The sequence below is a fragment of the Burkholderia sp. PR2 genome, from assembly GCF_052372875.1.
Lineage (GTDB): Bacteria > Pseudomonadota > Gammaproteobacteria > Burkholderiales > Burkholderiaceae > Burkholderia > Burkholderia diffusa.
The window spans coordinates 1,090,879-1,111,296 of the sequence record NZ_JBQRWH010000001.1; the positions used below are offsets into that span (position 1 = coordinate 1,090,879).

At 68.2% G+C, this 20,418-nt stretch carries 20 protein-coding genes and 1 pseudogene; 6 read left to right on the top strand and 15 right to left on the bottom strand.

What is annotated here, in order from left to right:
• Positions 1-333 precede the first annotated feature (333 nt).
• The gene (locus tag ACT2FV_RS04745; protein WP_444503343.1) at positions 334-744 is read left to right on the top strand and encodes a hypothetical protein; all 411 of its coding nucleotides are present in this window, start codon (positions 334-336) and stop codon (positions 742-744) included.
• A 502-nt stretch (positions 745-1,246) separates the two neighbouring features.
• Here ACT2FV_RS04745 and ACT2FV_RS04750 read toward each other — a convergent pair.
• The 5 genes and pseudogenes from ACT2FV_RS04750 to ACT2FV_RS04770 form a co-directional block, all read right to left on the bottom strand.
• Entirely contained in the window at positions 1,247-2,182 is a 936-nt protein-coding gene (locus ACT2FV_RS04750; protein ID WP_124623959.1) for a universal stress protein, read from the bottom strand.
• A gap of 242 nt (positions 2,183-2,424) precedes the next feature.
• Positions 2,425-2,877, bottom strand: a pseudogene (locus tag ACT2FV_RS04755) (amino acid permease); the annotation flags it as partial.
• Between the two features lie 45 nt (positions 2,878-2,922).
• Entirely contained in the window at positions 2,923-3,948 is a 1,026-nt protein-coding gene (locus ACT2FV_RS04760; protein ID WP_059599472.1) for a DedA family protein/thiosulfate sulfurtransferase GlpE, read from the bottom strand.
• A gap of 166 nt (positions 3,949-4,114) precedes the next feature.
• Entirely contained in the window at positions 4,115-4,621 is a 507-nt protein-coding gene (locus tag ACT2FV_RS04765) for a cupin domain-containing protein (protein ID WP_124900786.1), read from the bottom strand.
• Positions 4,622-4,988: 367 nt separating this feature from the next.
• On the bottom strand, positions 4,989-5,459 hold the full coding sequence (locus ACT2FV_RS04770; protein ID WP_124623954.1) for a universal stress protein: 471 nt from the start codon (positions 5,457-5,459) through the stop codon (positions 4,989-4,991).
• Between the two features lie 319 nt (positions 5,460-5,778).
• On the opposite strand from ACT2FV_RS04770, the gene ACT2FV_RS04775 reads away from it, so the two are divergent.
• Complete coding sequence (locus ACT2FV_RS04775; RefSeq protein ID WP_444503344.1) at positions 5,779-7,890, top strand: PAS domain S-box protein; 2,112 nt, start codon at positions 5,779-5,781, stop codon at positions 7,888-7,890.
• Entirely contained in the window at positions 7,887-8,534 is a 648-nt protein-coding gene (locus ACT2FV_RS04780) for a response regulator (protein WP_059599433.1), read from the top strand. The genes ACT2FV_RS04775 and ACT2FV_RS04780 overlap by 4 nt, the downstream gene beginning before the upstream one ends.
• Before the next feature lie 51 nt (positions 8,535-8,585).
• On the opposite strand, the gene ACT2FV_RS04785 is transcribed toward ACT2FV_RS04780, so the two are convergent.
• The 7 genes from ACT2FV_RS04785 to ACT2FV_RS04815 form a co-directional block, all read right to left on the bottom strand.
• The gene (locus ACT2FV_RS04785; RefSeq protein WP_059599432.1) at positions 8,586-8,990 is read right to left on the bottom strand and encodes a lysozyme inhibitor LprI family protein; all 405 of its coding nucleotides are present in this window, start codon (positions 8,988-8,990) and stop codon (positions 8,586-8,588) included.
• A 271-nt stretch (positions 8,991-9,261) separates the two neighbouring features.
• Entirely contained in the window at positions 9,262-9,591 is a 330-nt protein-coding gene (locus ACT2FV_RS04790) for a DUF4148 domain-containing protein (RefSeq protein ID WP_151052432.1), read from the bottom strand.
• Positions 9,592-9,866: 275 nt separating this feature from the next.
• Positions 9,867-10,742, bottom strand: coding sequence for a PilZ domain-containing protein (locus ACT2FV_RS04795; protein WP_174919818.1), 876 nt, complete (start codon positions 10,740-10,742; stop codon positions 9,867-9,869).
• 78 nt (positions 10,743-10,820) lie between these two features.
• Positions 10,821-13,391, bottom strand: a complete 2,571-nt coding sequence (locus ACT2FV_RS04800; RefSeq protein ID WP_174919820.1) for a penicillin-binding protein 1A — start codon at positions 13,389-13,391, stop codon at positions 10,821-10,823.
• A gap of 196 nt (positions 13,392-13,587) precedes the next feature.
• On the bottom strand, positions 13,588-14,595 hold the full coding sequence (lhpH, locus tag ACT2FV_RS04805) for a trans-3-hydroxy-L-proline dehydratase (protein WP_444503345.1): 1,008 nt from the start codon (positions 14,593-14,595) through the stop codon (positions 13,588-13,590).
• A gap of 56 nt (positions 14,596-14,651) precedes the next feature.
• Complete coding sequence (locus ACT2FV_RS04810) at positions 14,652-15,773, bottom strand: branched-chain amino acid ABC transporter substrate-binding protein (protein ID WP_059450263.1); 1,122 nt, start codon at positions 15,771-15,773, stop codon at positions 14,652-14,654.
• 121 nt (positions 15,774-15,894) lie between these two features.
• The gene (locus ACT2FV_RS04815; RefSeq protein WP_059599427.1) at positions 15,895-16,632 is read right to left on the bottom strand and encodes a FadR/GntR family transcriptional regulator; all 738 of its coding nucleotides are present in this window, start codon (positions 16,630-16,632) and stop codon (positions 15,895-15,897) included.
• A gap of 266 nt (positions 16,633-16,898) precedes the next feature.
• On the opposite strand from ACT2FV_RS04815, the gene lhpI reads away from it, so the two are divergent.
• The 3 genes from lhpI (at position 16,899) to ACT2FV_RS04830 (ending at position 19,223) form a co-directional block, all read left to right on the top strand.
• A complete protein-coding gene (gene lhpI, locus ACT2FV_RS04820) occupies positions 16,899-17,834 on the top strand; it encodes a bifunctional Delta(1)-pyrroline-2-carboxylate/Delta(1)-piperideine-2-carboxylate reductase (protein ID WP_444503346.1) in 936 nt (311 codons plus the stop codon).
• Between the two features lie 184 nt (positions 17,835-18,018).
• Positions 18,019-18,426, top strand: a complete 408-nt coding sequence (locus ACT2FV_RS04825) for a response regulator transcription factor (RefSeq protein WP_444503347.1) — start codon at positions 18,019-18,021, stop codon at positions 18,424-18,426.
• Positions 18,427-18,443: 17 nt separating this feature from the next.
• Entirely contained in the window at positions 18,444-19,223 is a 780-nt protein-coding gene (locus ACT2FV_RS04830; RefSeq protein WP_124623937.1) for a helix-turn-helix domain-containing protein, read from the top strand.
• Between the two features lie 18 nt (positions 19,224-19,241).
• On the opposite strand, the gene ACT2FV_RS04835 is transcribed toward ACT2FV_RS04830, so the two are convergent.
• From ACT2FV_RS04835 to ACT2FV_RS04845, 3 genes are all read right to left on the bottom strand, one after another.
• A complete protein-coding gene (locus ACT2FV_RS04835; protein WP_124623934.1) occupies positions 19,242-19,595 on the bottom strand; it encodes a metal ABC transporter ATPase in 354 nt (117 codons plus the stop codon).
• A 170-nt stretch (positions 19,596-19,765) separates the two neighbouring features.
• Positions 19,766-20,005 (bottom strand): hypothetical protein, encoded by a 240-nt coding sequence (locus ACT2FV_RS04840; protein ID WP_059599423.1) that lies wholly within the window; start codon positions 20,003-20,005, stop codon positions 19,766-19,768.
• A 16-nt stretch (positions 20,006-20,021) separates the two neighbouring features.
• Positions 20,022-20,312 carry a DUF1488 family protein gene (locus ACT2FV_RS04845; protein ID WP_124623930.1) on the bottom strand — a complete coding sequence of 97 codons (291 nt, stop codon included), beginning with the start codon at positions 20,310-20,312 and terminating at the stop codon, positions 20,022-20,024.
• Positions 20,313-20,418: the final 106 nt, after the last annotated feature.

Consider the following 20,418-nt stretch of genomic DNA (forward strand, 5'->3'; position numbering starts at 1 on the left):
GTCGCGCGACGCCGATGCATCGGGAAACTTAGACCGGCCGAAATCCCGCGTCAAGCGATGATCACCGGCCGCGATTCGTCTGTTCGAATGCACCGGATCGGGGTGCCGCACATCGCGTGACGGCCCGCCTTGCGCCACCGCAACCGATCGTCGGCCCCGCGTGTCAGCCGATTCCGATACCGCGCGCGCAATGTCTGACAGCGACTTCAGCCCGCGCCGATTGGCAACGCGGCCTGGCCGGCGGATACTGACATCATGAACCAAGCGTTCATACCCGGTCATCGCTCAGCCGGCCATCGAGCCGGCACGCGGGGTCGGGCGCAGGAGACCATCATGGCCCATCGCAACTTCCCGGCGCGGGACGGACAGCGGCGCACGCGCATGCTGTTCGCGACTGCCGCGCCGGTCGCAATCCGCCCGCCCGACGATCTCGACGCGTTGCTCGCGCTCGCGCGCGAATCGGGCTTGCTCGTCACGCTCGACGGGCAGATCGGCCGCGAGAAATACCAGAGTGTCGCGGGGTCGGTGCTCGCGCTGCAGCGCTTCGCCGCCGCCCTCTGCGCGCGGGCCGGTGCCGACGCACCGGTCGTCGTGAGGCCGCGCCGAAAGACGCGCCCCGGCTGGCCACGGTTGCGCAATCGCATGCCGGGCGGACGAGGACGGCTGCATGGCGTGCGTCGGCGCGCACGCGTATGCCGCGGCGCCCGCAGCCGGCACGACCTGCGAGCGCCTCGCCGCGTGTAAAAGCCGAAAGAAGCCGAACGCAGCCGATGCGGCACGGGGGCTGCGCGATGGAGACGAAGGCTGTCACGCCAATCGGCAACGACCGCTGCGCGCCAGCACGTCGCGTGTCGCCACACGCCGTTCCGCACGGCGGCATCGAGCAAAACAATACCTGCGAGGAAAGTAGTCTGCACGGGGCCAGGAAGCGGACGGGGTGAAAATCACCCCGTCCGTCGTTCCAAGGCAGCCGTCGGCTGCCTACCCTCGCGCCAGAGAGTTCGTGATCGGCTGATGCGCCACGCGCTGCGTGGCACGGCTCCGGAAATCGCTTGAAGCGCGAACAACGGCGTCGGATATGCGCCCGTTCGCGCGGTTCTGCACCCGACGTGTCGAATCGCCACGTCGCGCACGGACGACGGGCAACCCGCCGCCCCGGACGTTCTGTCACCATCTCATGCGAGGCGCACGGCAATTCTGATCCAGATCAACGAAAGTCCGCTTCGCCACCATTGCGTCGCGATTTTCATTCCGCGCCGCGCACGAGCAGCACCGGCACCTGCGCGAGATGCGCGATCCGGCGCGCCACGCTGCCGATCAGCCAGGCGGCGATGCCGCGCCGGCCGTGCGTGCCGACCACCAGCAGTTCCGCATGCCAGTGCACCGCGTCGCGCATCAGCGCATGGGCGACGTCGTCGCTGGTCGGCCGCGTTTCGACAATGCCGCGCTTGGTCGGGTTCCCCGTTGCATGGAACAGCGGGCCGATCCGTGCCAGCGCATCCTCGCCCTCCGCGCGATACGCATCCTCGAGCGCGCGCACCGGCACGAGATCCGTCAGACGAACCGCGCGATCGACGACATAGGCCGCATACAGCAGCGTCGTCGGCGCCGCGAAGCCGAGCCCGACGCGCACTGCATGCAGCGACGGCTCGCTGCCGTCCACGGCGAACATCAGGCGCTGCAGCGGTCCTTCCGACGGCCGCGTGTAGTTGGCGGGTACGATCAGCAGCGCGCAGCGTGCGCGCGAGGCCAGCGTGTCGGACACCGCGCCCTCGACGAGCCGCAACAGTCCATGGTGCGGATTGGCGCCGACCACGAGCACGTCGGCGTGCGATGCCGACGTGTCGTTCGCGAGTGCATCGGCCACCGTGCCGCCCGTGACCGACGTATCGATGATCACCTGTTCGATCTCCGCGCCGCTCCCGGCGAACAGTGCCGCGATGCGCTCGAGCGTGGCCTGCGCTTCGCGCGTCATCTCCTCGCGCGCCGAGGTCAGAAGCGCGTCGACGCGCGGAATGTCGGGCAGCACGAGACGCGGATTGTCGATCGCGCAGACGATGCGCACCTGCATGCCGGGACGCAGCAGCGTGCGCATGTAGCGCGCGGCGGCCAGCGACTCCGGCGTCAGGTCGACGGCCAGCGAAATTCGAGCGAGCGGCGGGATGGTCGGGCTGGATTGCATGGCGAAGGTCTCCTGGCGGACGCGTCGTCGCGGACGACGACCGGAGCTTCGCGCGGGCGGCTGCGCGCGGCGGACGAACGGCCGACGCGGTCGCAGGGAACGGCGGACGGCCACGCGAAGCGTGGACAAGCGATTCAAACAGCATATGTCGTCCGGCCCCCACGTGCATGATCGCGATCAATACACGTGCGGGCCGCGATGCGCCGCCGCGCGCGCGGCGCGGCGACTTTTGCCCGGTTTGCTTACGACTTCGTCGACGCGGGCGCGCCCGCGCGGTTCGCATAGAACACCGCGTATGCGATGCCGAGCAGCACGATCCACGCCGGGCCGATCACGAGCGCGACACGCGTGTCCGGCGTGAATGCCATCAGCACGACGACCAGCGCGAGAAACCCGAGCGCAATGAACGAGCCGAGCGGATAGAACGGCACGCGGATCGGCAGGCGCGCGATCCTGTCGGCCGACAGCGTGCGGCGAAAGCGCATCTGCGCGATCAGGATCACGCACCACGTCCAGATCGCACCGAACGTCGACACCGACGTCAGCCAGGTGAACACCTGCTGCGGCGCCAGATAGTTGAGCAGCACGCCGATCAGCAGCAGCGCGACCGACACGGCGACGCCGTACACCGGCACACCGTTGCGGTTCACGCGACCGAGGCTGGCCGGCGCCTGGCCCTGCTGCGCGAAAGTGTGAAATCGGAGGCGAAATCGGGATGTGCGCGGAATCCCGCGCACGATTTACTTCGACAACGTCGCCCGCACCGTATATTCGCCTGCGAGCGCCGTATGCTCCGGCCGCACGAAATACCTCGATGAATCGAGATCGGCCGGCAGCGGCTCGACCGGATAGCCGTGCTTCTCCCACGCATCGAGCCCGCCCTTCAGCGCCTTGATGTTGTGAAGCATCTTCTTGCGCTGCATCTTCGCGATCAGACGCTTCGCCGTTGCCTCGTTCGGGCACACGCAATACACGACGATCGGCCGCTTCAGCAGCTCCGGATCCAGCAGGTCCGGCGAATCGAGATCGACCGGCACCGCGCCGGCGATCCGATACGGCTCGCGTTCGCGAATCGCGCGCGGCCGCGCATCGAAGATCAGCGGCGGCTCGTTCGATGTCATCATTTCGACGAGCTGAGGCGGGGAGATGCGCACCTGCGCGAGGTAGCGCCGGAACTGCACGCGGCGCACCCAGCGGTAGAGCAGGAACGTGATGAAGATCGCGAGGAACGCGTCGAGGATCGTGCCGCCGCTCGCGCGCACCCACAGCACGAACTGCACGATCTGGTCATGCACGGCCGCGCCGCCGATGAGCCAGAACGCAGCCCACAGCGACGCGCCGGCCAGATCCCAGAACAGGAACACGCCGATGCCGATCGCGGTCGTGCCGAGCAGCGGCGCCGACACGAGGCCGAGGCCCGGCAGGAATTTGGAGAGGACGAGCAGCGGCGCGCCGTATCTTTCGAATACATTACGCGCGAAGCGCAGCGTCGTGTCGAGCGACAGCGAGAATCGCACGAGGCCGTTCAGCAAGCGACGGCCGCGCGTGCGGCCCATGAAGAACCACAGCGAATCGGCAAGCATCGTCGCGCCGATCGCCGCCGCGAACATGCTTGTCCAGGACGCCTGCCCCATCGCCGCCATCGTACCGCCGAGAATCAGCATCGGCACGGCCGGCACCGGCACGCCGAGCTGCGTGATCAGTACGCTCGCGAACACGGCCCACGGGCCGAGCGACGAGGGAATCGCAATGGGAAAGTGCCACACGGCGGCGCTCCTGAAAGACATGCTGACCGTGCCACGGGGGAGGCCGTCGATACGGCTGACAGCGATCGCCGCGGCACGTCCGCGGCCGATCCTGCACAGTCGTGCATTCTAAACGGGTTTGGCCGGGACCGCGCGGAACAGCTACCGTTGGAGGCGGCCGCCGCGCTCACGCGTCGGGGCGCTGCGCGAGCCCCGCCACGTATTCCGCGTATTCGGGGAACGTGGCGGCCAGTATCGTCGCGTCCGCGAGTTCGAATTCCGCGAACTCGAACCCTGGTGCGACCGTGCAGCCGACGAGCGCGACGTGCTCGGGCGACGCGCAGCGCGCGCCGAACCAGCGCCCGGCCGGCACGACCGCCTGGAATACGGTGCCGGGATGCGTGAGCGGGTTGCCGAGCCGGTGGATCGTCAGCCCCTCGTGCTCGTCGAGCACCCACACTTCGAGCGGATCGCCCGCGTAGAAGTGCCAGACCTCGTCGGAACGGATCCGGTGCCACGACGAATACGCGCCGTCGCACAACAGATAATAGATTGCGGTCGACGCCGCGCGTGGCGCGCCGTCGGCCGGACGCACGACCGTGTCGGCCGCACGGTAGGTTTCCCGGAAATAGCCGCCCTCGGGGTGCGGTTGCAGATCGAACTGGTGAATCAGGTCGGCGGCGGAAATCGGCATGGCGGATGACGTCGGTGAAGGATTGAACCGGGCACGCGACGCACGGCCCGGCCAATCGGGAACCCCACCGGCCGACGTCGCGTGCCGCTGCGTCGATCGCCGCGGCCATGCACGCGGCGACTGGATCGCGCGCCGAACGCGGCGCGCGACGATGAAGCGAACACCGGGCGATGCTGCCAGAAGTGCGGGACGCGACGCAACCGGCGCTACGCGATCACACCGTAGCGACGCAGCGGCGCAAGATATCGGCGGCACGTCGATCGATGCAGCGGACGCACCGCCGCACCCGCCGTCACACCGCCGTCACACTGCCATCCGCGCGACAGCCGCCTGCCCGCCGCTCACGGCGCGACGCCGCACCGCGTCGTCACGCAGTCGGCGCCGCGGCCTGCTCGTCGTGGCGCACCAGCAGCACGGGCCGATCGGCCGCGCGCAGCAGCGATTCCGCGACGCTGCCGAGCAGCAGCCGGCGCAGGCCGTGCCGCCCGCTCGTGCCCATCACGATCAGATCGGCGCCGGCCTCGGCCGCCGTGCGCATCAGCACCGCGGCGATGTCCTCCCCGTAGGCGTCGAGCGCGCGCACGGTGCCCGGCACGTGCCGCTGCGCGAGGGCCGCCTTCGCATCGTCGAGCACGAGCGTCGCCGCTTCGGCTGCCGCCGCGTCGCCGTCGTGTTCGGCCGCGAAGCCCGCATCGACGTCGACGAGCTGCGGCCGGTGCTCGACGACAAACGCGCACGTGACCTCGCCGCCGGATGCCGCCGCGATCCGGATCGCCTCGTTCAGCGCGAGACGCGCACTCGGGCCCCCATCGAGCCCGACGAAAATCCGCTTGTACATGGTCCGCCCTCCGACCGGAAGCCCGTCGCCCATCGCGCGAACGACGCCCCCGTCATCGCAAGCCGGCCCGATGCCGGCTCGCCTGCCGAACAGTCTGCCCCACGTGCGGACACACCGGTTGACGCGTGTCAATCGCGGCCGGAACGCCCGCTGCACCGCCTGGCTATCTCATTTTTAACTGACCCTATTACAAAAAACGTGTAAAACGCGCACAATTTCATCTTGAAAATAGATGCCGCACGCGGCCGGTGCGATTTTTCCCGGTTATACCGCGCCGCCCGAGTGCCACGGGCGGCCCCGACACCAGAATGGCCATCGAATGACCGCCAGTGGAACCCCGCCGCGTGACGCCCGAGGGCCCACGCGCTTCCAGACCATGTTACGCCAGCCGCTCGCGGCTGGCGTCGTTGCGCTGTTCGCGGGCGCGGCGCTGTCGCTCGGCGTTGCGCTGCTCGTTCGCGAGCAGTGGCAAGGCGCCGTCCATACGCGCTTCGAACGACGCACGACGCACGTGACGGCGATGCTGCGCCACGAGCTGCAAGCCGCCGTCGCCGTGCTCGAAAGCACGCGCGGCGCGTTCGCGCTCGCGCCACAGATGACGCCCGAGCAATGGCGCCGGTATGCCGACACACTCGAGCTCGACAGCGGGCGTTCGCCGATCCGGCAGTTCGGCTATGCGCCGCTGTCGCCCGCGGCGCGCAGCGCCCTCGCCGGCCACGCGCCGATGCCGGCCGGCCCGCTCGCGGTGGCGACGCTCGGCGCGCCCGCGCCGAGCTCGGCCGGCGTGCGCTTCGGTGCGCCGGATCAGGCCCCCCTCGCGCGCGCGCTGCAGACCGGCGATGTCGCACTCGGCATCCATTCGGCCGACGACGACACATCCCGCGATGCGCGCACCCTCACGCTGTTCCTGCCCGCCACGGCTTCACCGCGCACGACCGCCGCACAGTCCGGCGCCCGTGAAACCGGCGCCGACGGCGTGCTGTTCGCGCAGGTGAGCCCGAATCGCCTGATCGAGCGCGCGCTCGACGCGGAGCGCGGGCTCGACCTGCGGATGAGCGCCGGCGACGATCCTCGGCCGATCGCGAGCGCCGAGACGACGACCGACGAGGCTTTGGCATCGCCCGACCTGATGCGGCGCAGGGACCAGCTGAATTTCGGCGGGACCGTGCTGACGCTCGCCTATTCCGCAGACGGCCGCCCGAGCGCGACCGGCGCGCAGCGCGCGGCGGGCACGGTGCTCGCCGCAGGGCTGATCGCGTCGTTCGCGTTCGCGGCACTCGTCCATGCGTTGCTGCGCGGCCGCGCCGGCACCGCGGATACGGGCGCCAGCAGCCGCGGCATCCTGAACGAGGCGCGGATGATGGGCATCATCCGTTCGTCGATGGAAGCGATCATCACGATCGACGAGAAGCAGACGGTCGTGATCTTCAACCCGATGGCCGAACAGGTATTCGGTGTATCGGCGATGGAGGCGATCGGCGCGCCGCTGTCGCGCTTCATCCCCGAGCGGTTTCGTGCCGCGCATGCGAAGCACGTCGACCAGTTCGGCGTGACGGGCGTGTCCGAGCGGCAAATGGGCCGTCAGCGCGTGCTGTTCGGGCTGCGCGGCAACGGCGAGGAATTCCCGATCGAGGCGTCGATCTCGCAGATCCGCGACGCGTCGGGCAAGCTCTACACGGTGATGCTGCGCGACATCACCGAGCGGCAACGCGCCGAGAATGCGCTGAAGCAGTCACGCGAGGAACTGCGCGAGCTGTCGGCGAATCTGCAGAACGTGCGTGAAGAGGAAAAGACCCGCATCGCGCGCGAACTGCACGACGACCTCGGGCAGCAGCTCACCGCGCTGAAGATGGACCTGTCGGTCATCGAGCAGCAACTGCGCACGCCGAACCGTGCGCAACCCGACGACGACGTGCTGTCGCAACTGCAGGGCATGCGCCGGCTGATCGACGCGACCGTCGCGTCGGTGCGGCGCATCGCAGCCGATCTGCGCCCCGTGATGCTCGACGATCTCGGCCTCGTGCCCGCGATCGAGTGGCTGGCGAACGACTTCACGAACCGCTACGGCATCGACGTCGAACGCCACATCGAAACGGGCGGGCTCACGTTCACCAGCACCGGCGCGACCACGCTGTTCCGGATCGTCCAGGAAGCGCTGACGAACGTCGCGCGCCATGCGGATGCGACGCGCGTCGCGCTGCGGCTCGACATCGAGGAAGGCTTCTGCGTGCTGCGCGTCGCGGACAACGGCCGCGGCGCGGCACCGGGCGGCACCGCCCACGAGGACAAGTCGTTCGGCCTGATCGGCATTCGCGAACGCGCACACATGCTGGGTGGCAGCGTGACGATCGATACCGCGCTCGCACGCGGCTTCTCGATCACGGTCGCGTTCCCGCTAGGCACCGTTCAACAGGAAACCACCCTCACATGATCAAGGTGCTCATCGCCGACGACCATACGCTCGTGCGCGACGGTCTGCGGCACATTCTCCAGAACGCCACCGCATTCGAAGTCGCCGGCGAAGCGTGCGACGGGCCGTCGACGATCGCGCTGATTCGTTCGACGCCCGCGCAGGTGCTGGTGCTCGACCTTTCGATGCCGGGACGCAACGGCGTCGAGCTGATCAAGCAGATCAAGGACGAGAAGCCCGCGCTGCGCGTGCTCGTGCTGACCATGCACGCGGAACAGCAATACGCGGTGCGTGCGTTCCGCGCCGGCGCGTCGGGCTACCTGACCAAGGAAAGCGCGAGCGCCGAACTGGTCGGCGCCGTGACCAAGGTTGCAGCGGGCGGCGTCTACGTGAGTCTCGCGATGGCCGAGCAGTTCGCGCAGAGCCTGAACGAACCGGCCGAGACGCTGCCGCACCAGCGGCTGTCCGATCGCGAGTTCGACGTGTTCCGCCGGATCGCCGCCGGACAGACACTGACCGAGATCGCGCAGGCGCTGTGCGTGAGCGCGAAGACGGTCAGCACCTACAAGACCCGGATTCTGGAAAAGATGCAGATGCCGCACGAAGCGGCGCTGGTCCGCTACGCGATCCGGCACAAGCTGCTCGACGAAGCGGACGACGTCTAGGCGCACCGTGCCGGCCGCGCGGCGTGCGGGCCAGCCGGACGTCGCACGGCCTTACTTCCCCGGCACCGGACAGGCCAGGTCACCTTCCTCGCAGGACAGATAACCCTTCAGCGTCTCGTTGCGCGTCTTGGTCAGATCGTCGAGGCAGGTCGACACGACCATCGGATACACGCTGCCGCCTTCGGCGTTCGCGCTGGAGAAGTTGCATTCGGCGTCGCGGTAGGCGATCCACGCACGCTGCGCGTTCACGAGTTTCTCCGCGAGCGGCTTCGCATCGCGCAGCCGTGCGGTGACGGCCTGGTAAGTGCGGTTCAGGTCCGCGTCGGATTTCTTGTACGCGCGATCGGCGCACGCCGTCATCGCCGCCTGATCCGTCGCATCGGCACAATTCGCCTGCGCATGGGCAACGTTCGCCGTCAGCGCCAGCGCGCACAGCAGACCGGTCAAGACACGCATGGATGCTCCTGTTTGTTTTCGTTGAAGTCGTGGAACGTGATGCCGGGCTTGCCGCCGCGCCTCGGTGCGCGACCTCGCCGGCCGATGGGCGCGACCTCCGTCGCGGCCGCCGCAGCGTGGCAATGCCGACCGCGATGCTAGCGCACACGCGATGGATTGTCAGCCCGCGCCACGCTTGCCGCGCACGCAAAAAAGCCCGCACTCGACACGAGTGCGGGCTTTTCGCTACGGCTTTGCAGGCGGCCCGGCGGCCGCGCGGCGAACGGCTTGCTTAGTGACCGAAGTACACCGACGAACGATCGGCTGCTGCCGGCACGACCACGCGCTGGCCCGACTGCGACGACGCGACCGGGCTCGGGCCGTAACCCGTTGCGTCACCCTGCGCACCGGTGTTCTGTGCCGCGGCGATCTTTGCCTGTGCGGCCTGGATGTTTTCCGGATAGTTCATCCAGTCGTTCGGGTTGTAACCGGCCTTTTCGAGCTGGACCAACTCGGCACGCACTTGCGCGCGCGTCAGCGGCTGCTGGTTCGATTGGGCGAACGAGACGACCGGTGCGGCCACCAGAGCGGCCAGTGCAACTGCCTTGATCAGCGATTTCATGATGCGTTACCTCCAGATTGTTTTGTCAGGCGCTTCGGACTCGGTAGTCATTGCGCATGAATGGAAGTCTAGGAGGCTTGCCTATCAGGGTAAATACTTAAATCGCAAATTCACTGTTGACCGAATCCGTACAATTGCCACGTATTCGGTCGAAACATCAGAGGATTATGGCCGCATCCGAACCCAATATGCGGCAGCATGCTTTCGCCCGGGGATCGACTCGCCGGGCGGTGGACAACCGCGCCGCGGCTGCCAGGTTTGCCCCGTTCAAGGCATCAGCGAACCTGATCCGCGTCAGTGGCCCCCATGGACAGGTCGAACAGCAACGCCTTGAGGCGAATCCGGTCGTCGGCAGCCGTTTCGTCGAATGCCGCGTGGTGAAGCGCCCAGCCCGGCACCACCGGATCGGCATGCACCGCGCGCACCGTGCCGTCGAGCGTGAGCAACGCGACACGATCCTCATCCGTATACGGCAACTGCACGTGCAACGGTTCGCCGGCCGCCGCGAGCGCCCGGTCGAGCGCGATCGACAGCCCGTTCAGGCTGAGATCGCGAACGATCCCGATACCCTCCGCGTGCACCGGCCCGCCCGTGCAGCGGGCCGCGATCCGTACCTGGACGCGCGGCTCCGCGCGCGTGCGCAGCCGGTCGACGAAGCCCGGCGGCGAAAGCACCATGAACGGCGCGGCGCCCGTTGACTGCACCGCTTCGACCGTCGCGCCGAATCGCGACACCGCCGACCGGCCGATCGCAACCGCCTCGACGTCGTCGCCGTGGACAAAGTCGAGCACGACCGCCGGCTGCGGCTCGACGAACAGCGCACCCGATGCGCCGATCCCGATCAACCGGCAGCGCTGCAGCACGCGGGTCGCGCCAACCCGCCGCCGGATGCCGATCGCGGCGCCGGCCGACAGCCCCATGCGCGCGGCCCCCGGCACGGTGTCGGGCGCCGGCACGGCGGGCTCGGCGTCATCGCGCCGGCGGACGGGCTGGAAGTGATCGAACAGGAAAGCATGCTGCGCGGGATCGTGCAGCGTCGTGCCGGCGGGCAGCAGCGCGGCGCCGCCCGCATCGTAGAGATCGAAGCCGAGCGGTACGCCGGCGGGGACATCATCGCGCGCGAGCGCGACGTGATCTGTGATGTGCCGCATCGGAAGGGCGCGGAGCGACCGCGCGAGCTGTCGTGACAACGTTATTACGGCAGCATCGCGCGAAATCTGAACGTCTCGTTACTCCGAACCGCTGGTCGCACCGGGCGAAACCGGCGCCGGGGCTGGAGCCGGAGCCGCCGACGGAGCCGGTACGGCCGAAGGTGCGGCCGGGGCGGAGCCGAGGCCCCCGCCGCCCGTGTTGCCCGCAGGCGTCGCGCTGCCTCCCGCCGCCGCCGGCTGCGCGGCCTGCGGTTGCGACGCGCCCGACGACAGCGCGGCGGCCGATGCAGCCACCTCGGACGCCGGAACCCACTCCTCGACGATGCCGCCGGATGCCGCCTCGGGCGCCGACGCAGCCGATGCGGCGGACGCCGCGGCGGCGTCCGCCTCCGGCTGCCGCTCGATGCGCTGCGTTCTGACCGGCGCCGGCGCCTGCTTCGGCTCGGGCCCGAACCACCCGTCGAACAGATCCGTCACGCGTTCGCGCACCGACGCGAACCAGCCGGGCGACGGCTCGGTATCGAATTTCAGCTTCGCGTCGACGATCCGGGCGCGTTGCGCGCGCTGGAAGAAGTCGCCGACGATCGGCAGTGCGCTGTGCGCGCCTTGCCCCCAATAGTCGCTGCGCAGCGTCACGCGGCCGTCGTCGAAGCCGACCCACGCGCCGGCCACCAGCCCGGGCTGCATCAGGATGAACCAGCCGTCCGCATTGTCCTGCGTGGTCCCGGTCTTGCCGGCCACGTCGCCGCGAATGCCGAAGCGCGTGCGGATGCTGCTGCCGGTGCCGCGCGTCACCACGTCGCGCATCACGCCGAGCAGCGTCTTGTCGGTCTCGGCGTCGAGCGCGCGCTCGGGCGGCGCCGGCGCATACTCGGCGAGCACGTCGCCCTGGCGGTTCTCGATGCGCGTCACCATCTGCGGCTCGAGGTACAGCCCGCCGTTCGCGATCGTGGCGTACGACGCGACCATCTCCTTCAGCGTCACCGGGCTCGTGCCGAGCGCGAGCGACGGCACGCGCTCGAGCGGACTTTCGCGCACGCCCATGTCGCGCGCGAGCCGCGCCACCGCCGCCGGTCCGACCTTCTCCATCACCTGCGCGGTGATCCGGTTGCGCGACAGCGCGACCGCGTCGCGCAGCGTCATCGGTTTGCCCGACGGCGGCACGTCGTCATTCGGCCGCCAGATCTCGCCGCCCTTCAGCGGAATCTCGACCGCCTGGTCGATGAAGGTGTCGTCCGGCTTCATCCCGTTCGCGAACGCGACGCCGTAGACGAACGGCTTGAAGGTCGAGCCCGGCTGACGCCGCGCCTGAGCGACGTGATCGAACGGCTCGTTGGTGAAGTCGCGGCTGCCGACCCACGCGCGGATCTGCCCGTCACGCGGATCGATCGCGACGAAGCCGGCCTGCACGTCGGTCTTCGCCTTGCACAGCGCGCGCATGAAACCGCGGTCGGCGGCGAGTTGCTTCATCGCGACGGCATCGTTCTTGCCGGCATCCTGCGCGGCCTTGTACTCGGGCGATTCGCGCATGAAGGTGCGGAACACCTCGTTGTCGGTGCCGCAACCGTCGCGGCCGCTCCACGCGTTGTTCGCGATGCCCTGCAACTGGTTCGCCTGCAGCGTCAGCGCCTGGGTCGCCATCTGCTGCAGCCGCGAATCGATCGTAGTGCGCACGACCAGCCCGTCCGAGTAGATGTTGTAGTCGTTGCGGTCGGCCCAGCCGATCAGCCATTTGCGGAGTTGCTGCGCGAAGTGCGGCGCAGGCCCGGGCGGTTCCTTCTGGCGCTCGAAATCGATGCGCAGCGGCCGGCGCTGCAACTGCGCGAACTGCGCCGGCGACAGCTTGCCGTACTTCACCATCTGGCCGAGCACCGTGTTGCGCCGCTGCAGCGCGCGCTCGGGGTTCAACACCGGGTTGTAGTAGCTGTTGCCCTTCAGCATCCCGACGAGCGTCGCGCTGTCCAGCACGTCGAGCTCGTCGGCCGACTTGTCGAAATAGGTGCGCGCTGCCATCTCGACGCCGTACGCGTTGTACAGGAACGGCACCGTGTTCAGGTAGGTCTCGAGGATCTGGTCCTTGCTGTACACGGCCTCGATCTTCAGCGCGGTGATCGCCTCCTTCACCTTGCGCGTGAGCGTCGGCGCGCGGCCGATCTCGTCCGGATACAGGTTGCGTGCGAGCTGCTGCGTGATCGTCGAGCCGCCCTGGCGGCTGCCCGAGAACGTATGGAGCGCGGCCGACGCCGTGCGCTTCCAGTCGAGGCCGTGGTGCTCGTAGAAGCGATGGTCCTCGGTCGCGATCAGCGCGTCGACCATGTGCGGCGAGATCTGCTTGAGCGACACCCATTCGCGGTTCGACGGCTTGAATTCCGCCAGCACCTTGCCGTCGGCGGACAGCACCTGCGCGGGCTGGTCGACGCGTGCCTTGCGGATGTCGCCGATGCCGGGCGTGAACGGAATCAGCACCAGCACGTACAGCAGCAGCAGCGCCGGCACGGCGGCGGCCGCGCGCAGCACGCCGCGGCGCGTCGGATGACGGAGATGGCGCCAGGCGATGGCCAGGACACGCTTGACGGGCACGGCGGCAGCGGCCGCGACGGGTTGGGCGCGCGCGACCCATTTGGCACAGAGGTCACGCACTGACGACACGTTTCGGCGATTCACGCGGGTGGGGGATCTGCTGGAAAGGCTGCATCGTACCAAAACTCGCGCGGCCCACCGGCCCGCGGCAGTCCCGGGCCCGTGCGAACGGCGCCGGATCGCGCATCCTTACAACAAAAAAGGCGCGCGCCCCGTAAAGGAACCGCGCGCCAAGCCTGGTACAACCGGGTGCCGTACGCGACGCTCAGCGCACGAGAAAACCGTAGGTCAACGGATCGCGCTCGTCGACGATCCAGTTCGCGAACCCGCAGATGTGCGCGCTGCCCTCCACTTCCGGGATCACGGCCGAAATATCGCCGACCGTCGTTTCGCGCAGCACGCGCCCCTTGAACACAGTGCCGACGATCGACTCGTTGACGAGCGTGTCGCCGGCCGCCAGCAGGCCGCGCTGGTACAACTGCGCGACGCGCCCGCCGGTGCCGGAGCCGGTCGGCGAGCGGTCGACCTCGCGATCCGCGAACACGCAGCAGTTCGCCTGTGTCGAGTCCCGATGGCGCGGCGCGTTCGCGATGATCGTGCCGTAGATATGGTTGATGTCGGGGATCTCCGGATGCACGACCGGATATTTCGCGTTCGCGGCGGCCTTCACTTCGGCGCCGAAGCGGATCAGTTTTTCCACCGCCGCTTCGCGCACCGGCAGGTCGAACGGCGCGCCGTCGACGTAGAAATAGAATGCGCCGCCGTACGCGATGTCGCCGGTCACGGTACCGAAAGACGGCGTGTCGACCGACACGTCGCGCTGCCAGATGAACGACGGCACGTTGACGAAGCGCACCGGCCCCGCGTGTTCGCCGTCCCATTTCACGAACGCCTCGATGAAACCGCACGGCGCGTCGATGCCGACGCGCGTCTCCGGCACCGTGCGCTGCACCCAGCCGAGCTCGACCGCGGCGGTCGACAGCGCGATGATGCCGTGTCCGCAATGGTCGCTGTAGCCTTCGTTGTGCACGAATATCACGCCGAAATCCGCGTTCGCCGACACCGGCTCGGTGAGGTAGCCGCCGTACATGTCGGCGTGGCCGCGCGGCTCGAACATCAGCGCCGTGCGGATCTCGTCGGCGTTCTCCTTGAGCCACGCGCGGCGCTTGACGATCGTGTCGCCGGGCAGGCGCGGCAGCCCGCTCGTGACGATGCGGAACGCTTCGCCGCCGGTATGGACCTCGACGGTGGAAATGGATCGGGAAATTTTCATGGAGGATCGAAGGCGTGAAAACGAAGGACGGCGCCGCGGCGCCGTCCGGTGACGGATTACTTGGCGTACGGCTCGGGCAGGCCGTTGCGGATCACGTAGACGGTGGTCGGCGCGCCCTTCAGGTCGCCGCGTTCGTCGAACGAATAGGTGCCCGCGACGCCCGCGTAGTTCGACTTCGCCAACTGCGCGATCAACTTCGCCTTGTCCGTGGTCGTGCCGGCCTTGACCATCGCGTCGGCGAGCAGCTTCATGCCGTCGTAGTAGTTGACGCCGTAGACCTGCGTGTCCGTGTGATAGGTATCGTGGTACTTCTTCAGGAATTCGCGGCCGGCCGGCGTCTTCTCGAGCGCGACACCGCCCTGCGCACAGTAGACGATCGACGCGGCCTCGCCCGCGACCTTGCCCATGTCGGCCGAGCAGATGCCGTCGCCGCCGAGCAGCTTCGCGCGCAACCCGCGCTGCTTCATTTGCTTCGCCATCGGCGCGCCTTGCGCCGCATAACCGCCGAGGAAGATCACGTCGGGATTGCTGGCCTTGATCTTGGTGAGAATGCCGAGGAAATCGGTCGCCGACGAGTTCGTGTACTCCTGGTCGACGATCTTGATCCCGTTCGCCTTCGCGACGTTCATGAACTGCTCCGCAACGCCCTGCCCGTACGCGGTGCGATCGTCGATGACGGCGGCGGTTTTCGCGTTCAGCGTCTTCGCGGCGAAAGTCGCCATCGTGCCGCCGAGCTGTTCGTCGCTCGCGCCGATCCGGAAGATGTTCTTGAAGCCCTGCCGCGTGAGCGCCGGGTTCGACGCGACCGGCAGGATCGGTACGCCCGCGTTGCTGTATACGCGCGACGCCGGAATGGCGACACCCGAGTTGTACGGCCCGAGCACCGCGACGACGCCCTTGTCGACCAGGTTCTGCGCGACCTGCACGCCCGCCTTCGGGTCGGCCTGGTCGTCCTCGGACACCAGCTTGAACGTGACCGTCTTGCCGGCCACTTTCACGCCGGCCTTGTTGAGCTCCTCGACGGCGAGGCGTGCGCCATTTTCATTGTCCTTGCCGTTCGCGGCCTGCGGGCCGGTCAGCGGTGCCGAATGACCGATCATCACGACTTCCTGCGCGTGCGCGGAAGTCAGCGCGCCGGCGGCAACGGCCACCGAGAGCGCGGTAACGAAGTGTCGCATGGTGTCTCCTGATTGGTTTTGTGTGAAACCAATGTAGGACACATGTGGTCATGACGCAAGCAGTTTCAAAATGATTTTTGTTCTTTTGGTTATTTTTAAGACCAGACCGACGGGATGCAGGTCATTTCGGCGTGATGTCTCGCCGCACACGAAGAATGTGCTGTTCGACGTAGAAGGCGGCCGCATCGGCGTCGCCCGACACGATCGCCTCGTAGATCAGCCGGTGCTCGGACACGTAGAGCCGGATCCGGCCCGCGTCGTAGATGCCATCGTCCTTCAGCCGCTTCCACAGGGGCTGGTCCATCGTCTTCGCGACTTCCTCCGCGATCTTCACGATCAGCGCGTCGCCGGTCATCAACGCGAGCTGCCGGTGGAACAGCCGGTCGCTCTCGTTCCACAGCGCCCGCTGCTGCGGATCGTCGATGTCGGCAATGGTTTCCATCTGCGCGAGATAGCCTTCGGCGACGGGATCGGCGCGCCCGTGCGCGGCGGCGAGGCGCGCGATCGCCGGCTCGAGGATGAGCCGCACGTCGAGCGTCGACGTCGGACTGAAGTCGGCGTCGGGCACGCTGCGCGTGTCGCCGCGCTGCGCGAGCACGTCGAGCGGTGCCGGCACGACGTAGGTGCCCGAATTGCGCTTCGTGAACACCAGCCCTTCGTTCTGCAGCGCGCCGAGCGCCTCGCGCACGGCCGGTCGGCCGACCTGGAACAGCGCCGCGAGTTCGCGCTCGGACGGCAGCCTCGAATCGGCCGCATAGCGCCCCGCGCGGATCTCGTCGCGGATTTTCTCGGCAACCTGTTCGTAGATCTGCAACGGTCGGAAACCGGCTTCGAGCGATTCGGGACGTGCGGACATCATCTGGGGCTCCTGCCCGGGCGGGTGGTGGACGGGGAAACGGGTTCGCACTATACCGGAGCGATACCGGCGCCGACGTGCGCGACGCCCATCTGGACGGATATTAGAACCAAAATTGACGGTCCGCTTGTTTTTCCGGCTTGCGTGCCGACGATCAACTGGTATAGATTTGATCCAGAATGACTGCCATCTCGATATTCGGCAGCCTCCGTGGCGAGCGCGGCATGCGCCCGTCGTCCACGCCCACCGACACGAAACCGATCGATACGATGACCGCTCTCCCCCGGATTCCCGCGTTCGACGCCGCCGAAACGGCCGCGCTGCTCGACTACCCCGCGCTGCTCGCCACGCTCGCGCACACCGTCTCCGAATACGCGGCGGGCGAGATCGTCAGCCCCGAACGCCTGGTCGTGCCGTTGCAGGCGGGCGGCGTGATGCTGTCGATGCCGTCGAGCGCACGCGACCTCGCGAGCCACAAGCTCGTGAACGTGTGCCCTGGCAACGGCGCGCGCGGACTGCCGACGATCCTCGGCCAGGTGAGCGCGTACGATGCGACGACGGGCGCGCTGCGCTTCGTGCTCGATGGCCCGACGGTCACCGGGCGCCGCACGGCAGCCATTACCGCGCTCGGCATTCAGGCGCTGCACGGCGCCGCGCCCCGCGACATCCTGCTGATCGGCACCGGCAAGCAGGCGGCCAATCACGCGGAAGCGCTCGCGGCGATCTTTCCGGACGCGCGCCTGCACGTGCGTGGCTCGCGCGCCGACAGCGCGGCCGCGTTCTGCGCCACGCATCGCGCGCAGGCGCCGCAACTGGTGCCGCTCGACGGCGACGCGATTCCCGATGCGATCGACGTCGTCGTCACGCTGACGACGAGCCGCACGCCCGTCTATCGCGAAGCGGCACGCGAAGGCCGCCTCGTGGTCGGCGTCGGCGCGTTCACCGCGGATGCCGCCGAGATCGACGCCGACACCGTGCGCCACAGCCGCCTCGTCGTCGACGACCCGGCCGGCGCGCGCCACGAGGCCGGCGACCTGATCGTCGCGCAGGTCGACTGGCGGCAGGTCGCATCGCTCGCCGACGTGCTGCGCGGCGCCTTCGAGCGCAGCGGGCCGCTGCTGTTCAAAACGGTCGGCTGCGCCGCGTGGGATCTGGCCGCATGCCGCACGGCTCGCGACGCGCTGGACGCGCGCGCGGCTGGCTGATTCCACGGCGGCGGACCTCGGCCCGCCATCATCTTCGCGGGCCCCACCCGGCGTCGCCGGGCACGCGGCCTCGCCTCTTTCTCCTGCGCGTTGTAGGAAACACCCTACAACGCGTCGCGGCGGCCTACACAAACTTCCAGTTCGGCCGATTTCATTTTCGGCGGCGCGACAGGATACTGCCGGCATGAATGCCAGCCTGTCACCCGCCGACACACTCCGGGTGTTTCTCGTCGATCACGCCATTGCCGTCCGGCAACGGATCGCGCTGCTCGTCGGCGCGATCCGCGGCGTCGTGGTCGTCGGCGAAGCGGAAGACGGCGAGGACGCACTGACGCACATCCGCGGCAGCCACGCGGACGTCGTGATCGTCGACCTGCGACTCGCGGACGGCAGCGGTCTCGAGCTGATCGGGATGCTGTCGAAGGCCGCGCCGCGGATCGTCACGATCGTGCTGACGAACCATTCGGCGCCGGCATTCAGGGAGGCATGTGCGACGGCGGGAGCGGACTACTTCTTCGACAAGACCGCCGAATTCGACGCCGCATGCCACGTCATCGAATCCCTGGTGCGCGCTCGTGCGCACCGCCCCTGACCGAGCCGGAGTGACTCATGTCCACAGCCACCGCCTGCGCCGCCGCCCCATCCGTCGCGCCTCGGCCAACGATTCCGCTTCCCGCGGTCTCACGTAACGACGGCGCGAAACATCCCGCCGCGCGCTGCTCGGCTTGCCTGATGCGCTCGCTGTGCCTGCCGCCGCACCTGACCGCCGCCGAATACGGCCGACTGGACGCGATCATCTGTTCCACGCGCCAGGTTCGCCAAGGCGACGCACTGTTCCGAACCGACGATCCATTTCACAGCATCTACGCCGTGCGCGCGGGCTCGTTCAAGACGGTGATGATGCATCGCGACGGCCGCGAGCACGTGACCGGCTTCCAGATCGCGGGCGAAACGCTCGGCATGGACGGCATCGGCGGCGGCCAGCACTGCTGCGACGCGATCGCGCTCGAGGACAGCGTCGTATGCGTCATCCCGTTCGGCGCGCTCGAGGCGGCGTGCCGCGAAATGAAGCCGATGCAGCATTTCCTCTACCAGATGCTGAGCAGCGAGATCGTCCGCGAGTCGAGCCAGATGCTGCTGCTCGGCACGATGTCGGCCGAGCAGCGCGTCGCGCATTTCCTGCTGAACCTGTCGTCGCGCTTCGAGGCGCGCGGCTATTCGGCATCGGAATTCAACCTGCGGATGACGCGCGAGGAGATCGGCTGCTATCTCGGCATGAAGCTCGAGACCGTCAGCCGGATGTTCTCGCGGTTTCATCGGGATTCACTCGTCGAGACGCGCGGCAAGCGCGTGCGGATCATCGACGCGCACGCGCTCGCGCAGGTGTGACGCACGGCGCGTCGCGCGTCATTGCGCGGTGGCGCCCGGCGTGAGCGCATGCAGCACGACCGCCCCGGATTCGCCCGCCTGCGATACGGACAGGGTCTGCTCGGCCAGCGCGAACACGCGGCCAAGCACCTCGATTACGTCGTCGCCAGTGCCACTCGGCAGCGATACCGGCGAGCGGCCGCGCATGGCCAGCTCGAGCCGCACGTCGTAGGTCCGGCCGCCGTCCACGCGCGGGCGCAATTCGATCACCAGACGGCAATCCTCCAGCCGTGCGCGGAATCGTTCCAGCCGCACCAGTTGCACCGCCGCTTCTGCTTCCAGCGCAGCGGAACCTGCGAATCCGACGCAGACGATCTGCATGCCCACGCCCATGGCGCTTCTCCTGACGCGGTCGCCGCTCGTCGACGGCGTTGCCTGTTCCTGTGTCTCCGTGCCTCGGTGTCCCACGCGCGGCACGATCCTGCTTCACGCAGCGCGATGACGGCCGCGGCGATTACTGCCCTGGCAGCTTTGCATTCGCGCGTCCATCGGCACGATACGGTTCAAACGTTGAATGTCTGCGACGCCTTCATTTCGATCCATGTCATCCCGGCCCGCAACCCTTCGATCGCCGCCTCGTACTCGGTCGGGTACGCATGACTGTGCTCGAACGTGTGGTGAAAGCGCGCTGGCCCGGTGCCATGCTCGACCGACACACGACATCGGAACTCGCCGGATTCACACCGCCGCGTCTCGATCTCGACCGACCAGTCGCGCTCATGAATCGTGCCTTGCAGTGTCATGCATCCTCCTGCGGTATCAATCACCCATCCGAAAGTGACCGCTGTGCAGCAACACCGGCCGGCCGCCGATTTCGTCGAGCATCCGTCGCGCCATCGCCTCGATCGCCGAACGGTGCGCTTCGAACGCATGCAGCAAATCCCGCTCGAGCAGCGACGGCGCACCGAAATGGTCTTCCAGCGCCTCGGCCGTGATCGCGCACTGCACGCAGCGGCCGTCGACGAGCGCCGAAAACGCGACGACCAGATCGCGTGCGCAATATTCGGGCGGTTCTGGTGGAAAGGCTATCTGCATCTGTGCGCCTGTCATCGTCGGGACGATTCATGACGTGAGCATAACGGCCCACGCCGCCGCACGCTTGACCCACGTCAACCGGTTCGCTGCACCTCACGCGGCGGCGCAACGTCGCGCCGCC

Excerpts from the sequence above, each read along its gene's own strand:
- ACT2FV_RS04745 (WP_444503343.1), top strand. The coding sequence starts at position 334 with ATGGCCCATCGCAACTTCCCGGCGCGGGACGGACAGCGGCGCACGCGC.
- ACT2FV_RS04750 (WP_124623959.1), bottom strand. The coding sequence starts at position 2,182 with ATGCAATCCAGCCCGACCATCCCGCCGCTCGCTCGAATTTCGCTGGCC.
- ACT2FV_RS04765 (WP_124900786.1), bottom strand. The coding sequence starts at position 4,621 with ATGCCGATTTCCGCCGCCGACCTGATTCACCAGTTCGATCTGCAACCG.
- ACT2FV_RS04770 (WP_124623954.1), bottom strand. The coding sequence starts at position 5,459 with ATGTACAAGCGGATTTTCGTCGGGCTCGATGGGGGCCCGAGTGCGCGT.
- ACT2FV_RS04775 (WP_444503344.1), top strand. The coding sequence starts at position 5,779 with ATGACCGCCAGTGGAACCCCGCCGCGTGACGCCCGAGGGCCCACGCGC.
- ACT2FV_RS04780 (WP_059599433.1), top strand. The coding sequence starts at position 7,887 with ATGATCAAGGTGCTCATCGCCGACGACCATACGCTCGTGCGCGACGGT.
- ACT2FV_RS04785 (WP_059599432.1), bottom strand. The coding sequence starts at position 8,990 with ATGCGTGTCTTGACCGGTCTGCTGTGCGCGCTGGCGCTGACGGCGAAC.
- ACT2FV_RS04790 (WP_151052432.1), bottom strand. The coding sequence starts at position 9,591 with ATGAAATCGCTGATCAAGGCAGTTGCACTGGCCGCTCTGGTGGCCGCA.
- ACT2FV_RS04795 (WP_174919818.1), bottom strand. The coding sequence starts at position 10,742 with ATGCGGCACATCACAGATCACGTCGCGCTCGCGCGCGATGATGTCCCC.
- lhpH (WP_444503345.1), bottom strand. The coding sequence starts at position 14,595 with ATGAAAATTTCCCGATCCATTTCCACCGTCGAGGTCCATACCGGCGGC.
- ACT2FV_RS04810 (WP_059450263.1), bottom strand. The coding sequence starts at position 15,773 with ATGCGACACTTCGTTACCGCGCTCTCGGTGGCCGTTGCCGCCGGCGCG.
- ACT2FV_RS04815 (WP_059599427.1), bottom strand. The coding sequence starts at position 16,632 with ATGATGTCCGCACGTCCCGAATCGCTCGAAGCCGGTTTCCGACCGTTG.
- lhpI (WP_444503346.1), top strand. The coding sequence starts at position 16,899 with ATGACCGCTCTCCCCCGGATTCCCGCGTTCGACGCCGCCGAAACGGCC.
- ACT2FV_RS04825 (WP_444503347.1), top strand. The coding sequence starts at position 18,019 with ATGAATGCCAGCCTGTCACCCGCCGACACACTCCGGGTGTTTCTCGTC.
- ACT2FV_RS04830 (WP_124623937.1), top strand. The coding sequence starts at position 18,444 with ATGTCCACAGCCACCGCCTGCGCCGCCGCCCCATCCGTCGCGCCTCGG.
- ACT2FV_RS04835 (WP_124623934.1), bottom strand. The coding sequence starts at position 19,595 with ATGGGCGTGGGCATGCAGATCGTCTGCGTCGGATTCGCAGGTTCCGCT.
- ACT2FV_RS04840 (WP_059599423.1), bottom strand. The coding sequence starts at position 20,005 with ATGACACTGCAAGGCACGATTCATGAGCGCGACTGGTCGGTCGAGATC.
- ACT2FV_RS04845 (WP_124623930.1), bottom strand. The coding sequence starts at position 20,312 with ATGACAGGCGCACAGATGCAGATAGCCTTTCCACCAGAACCGCCCGAA.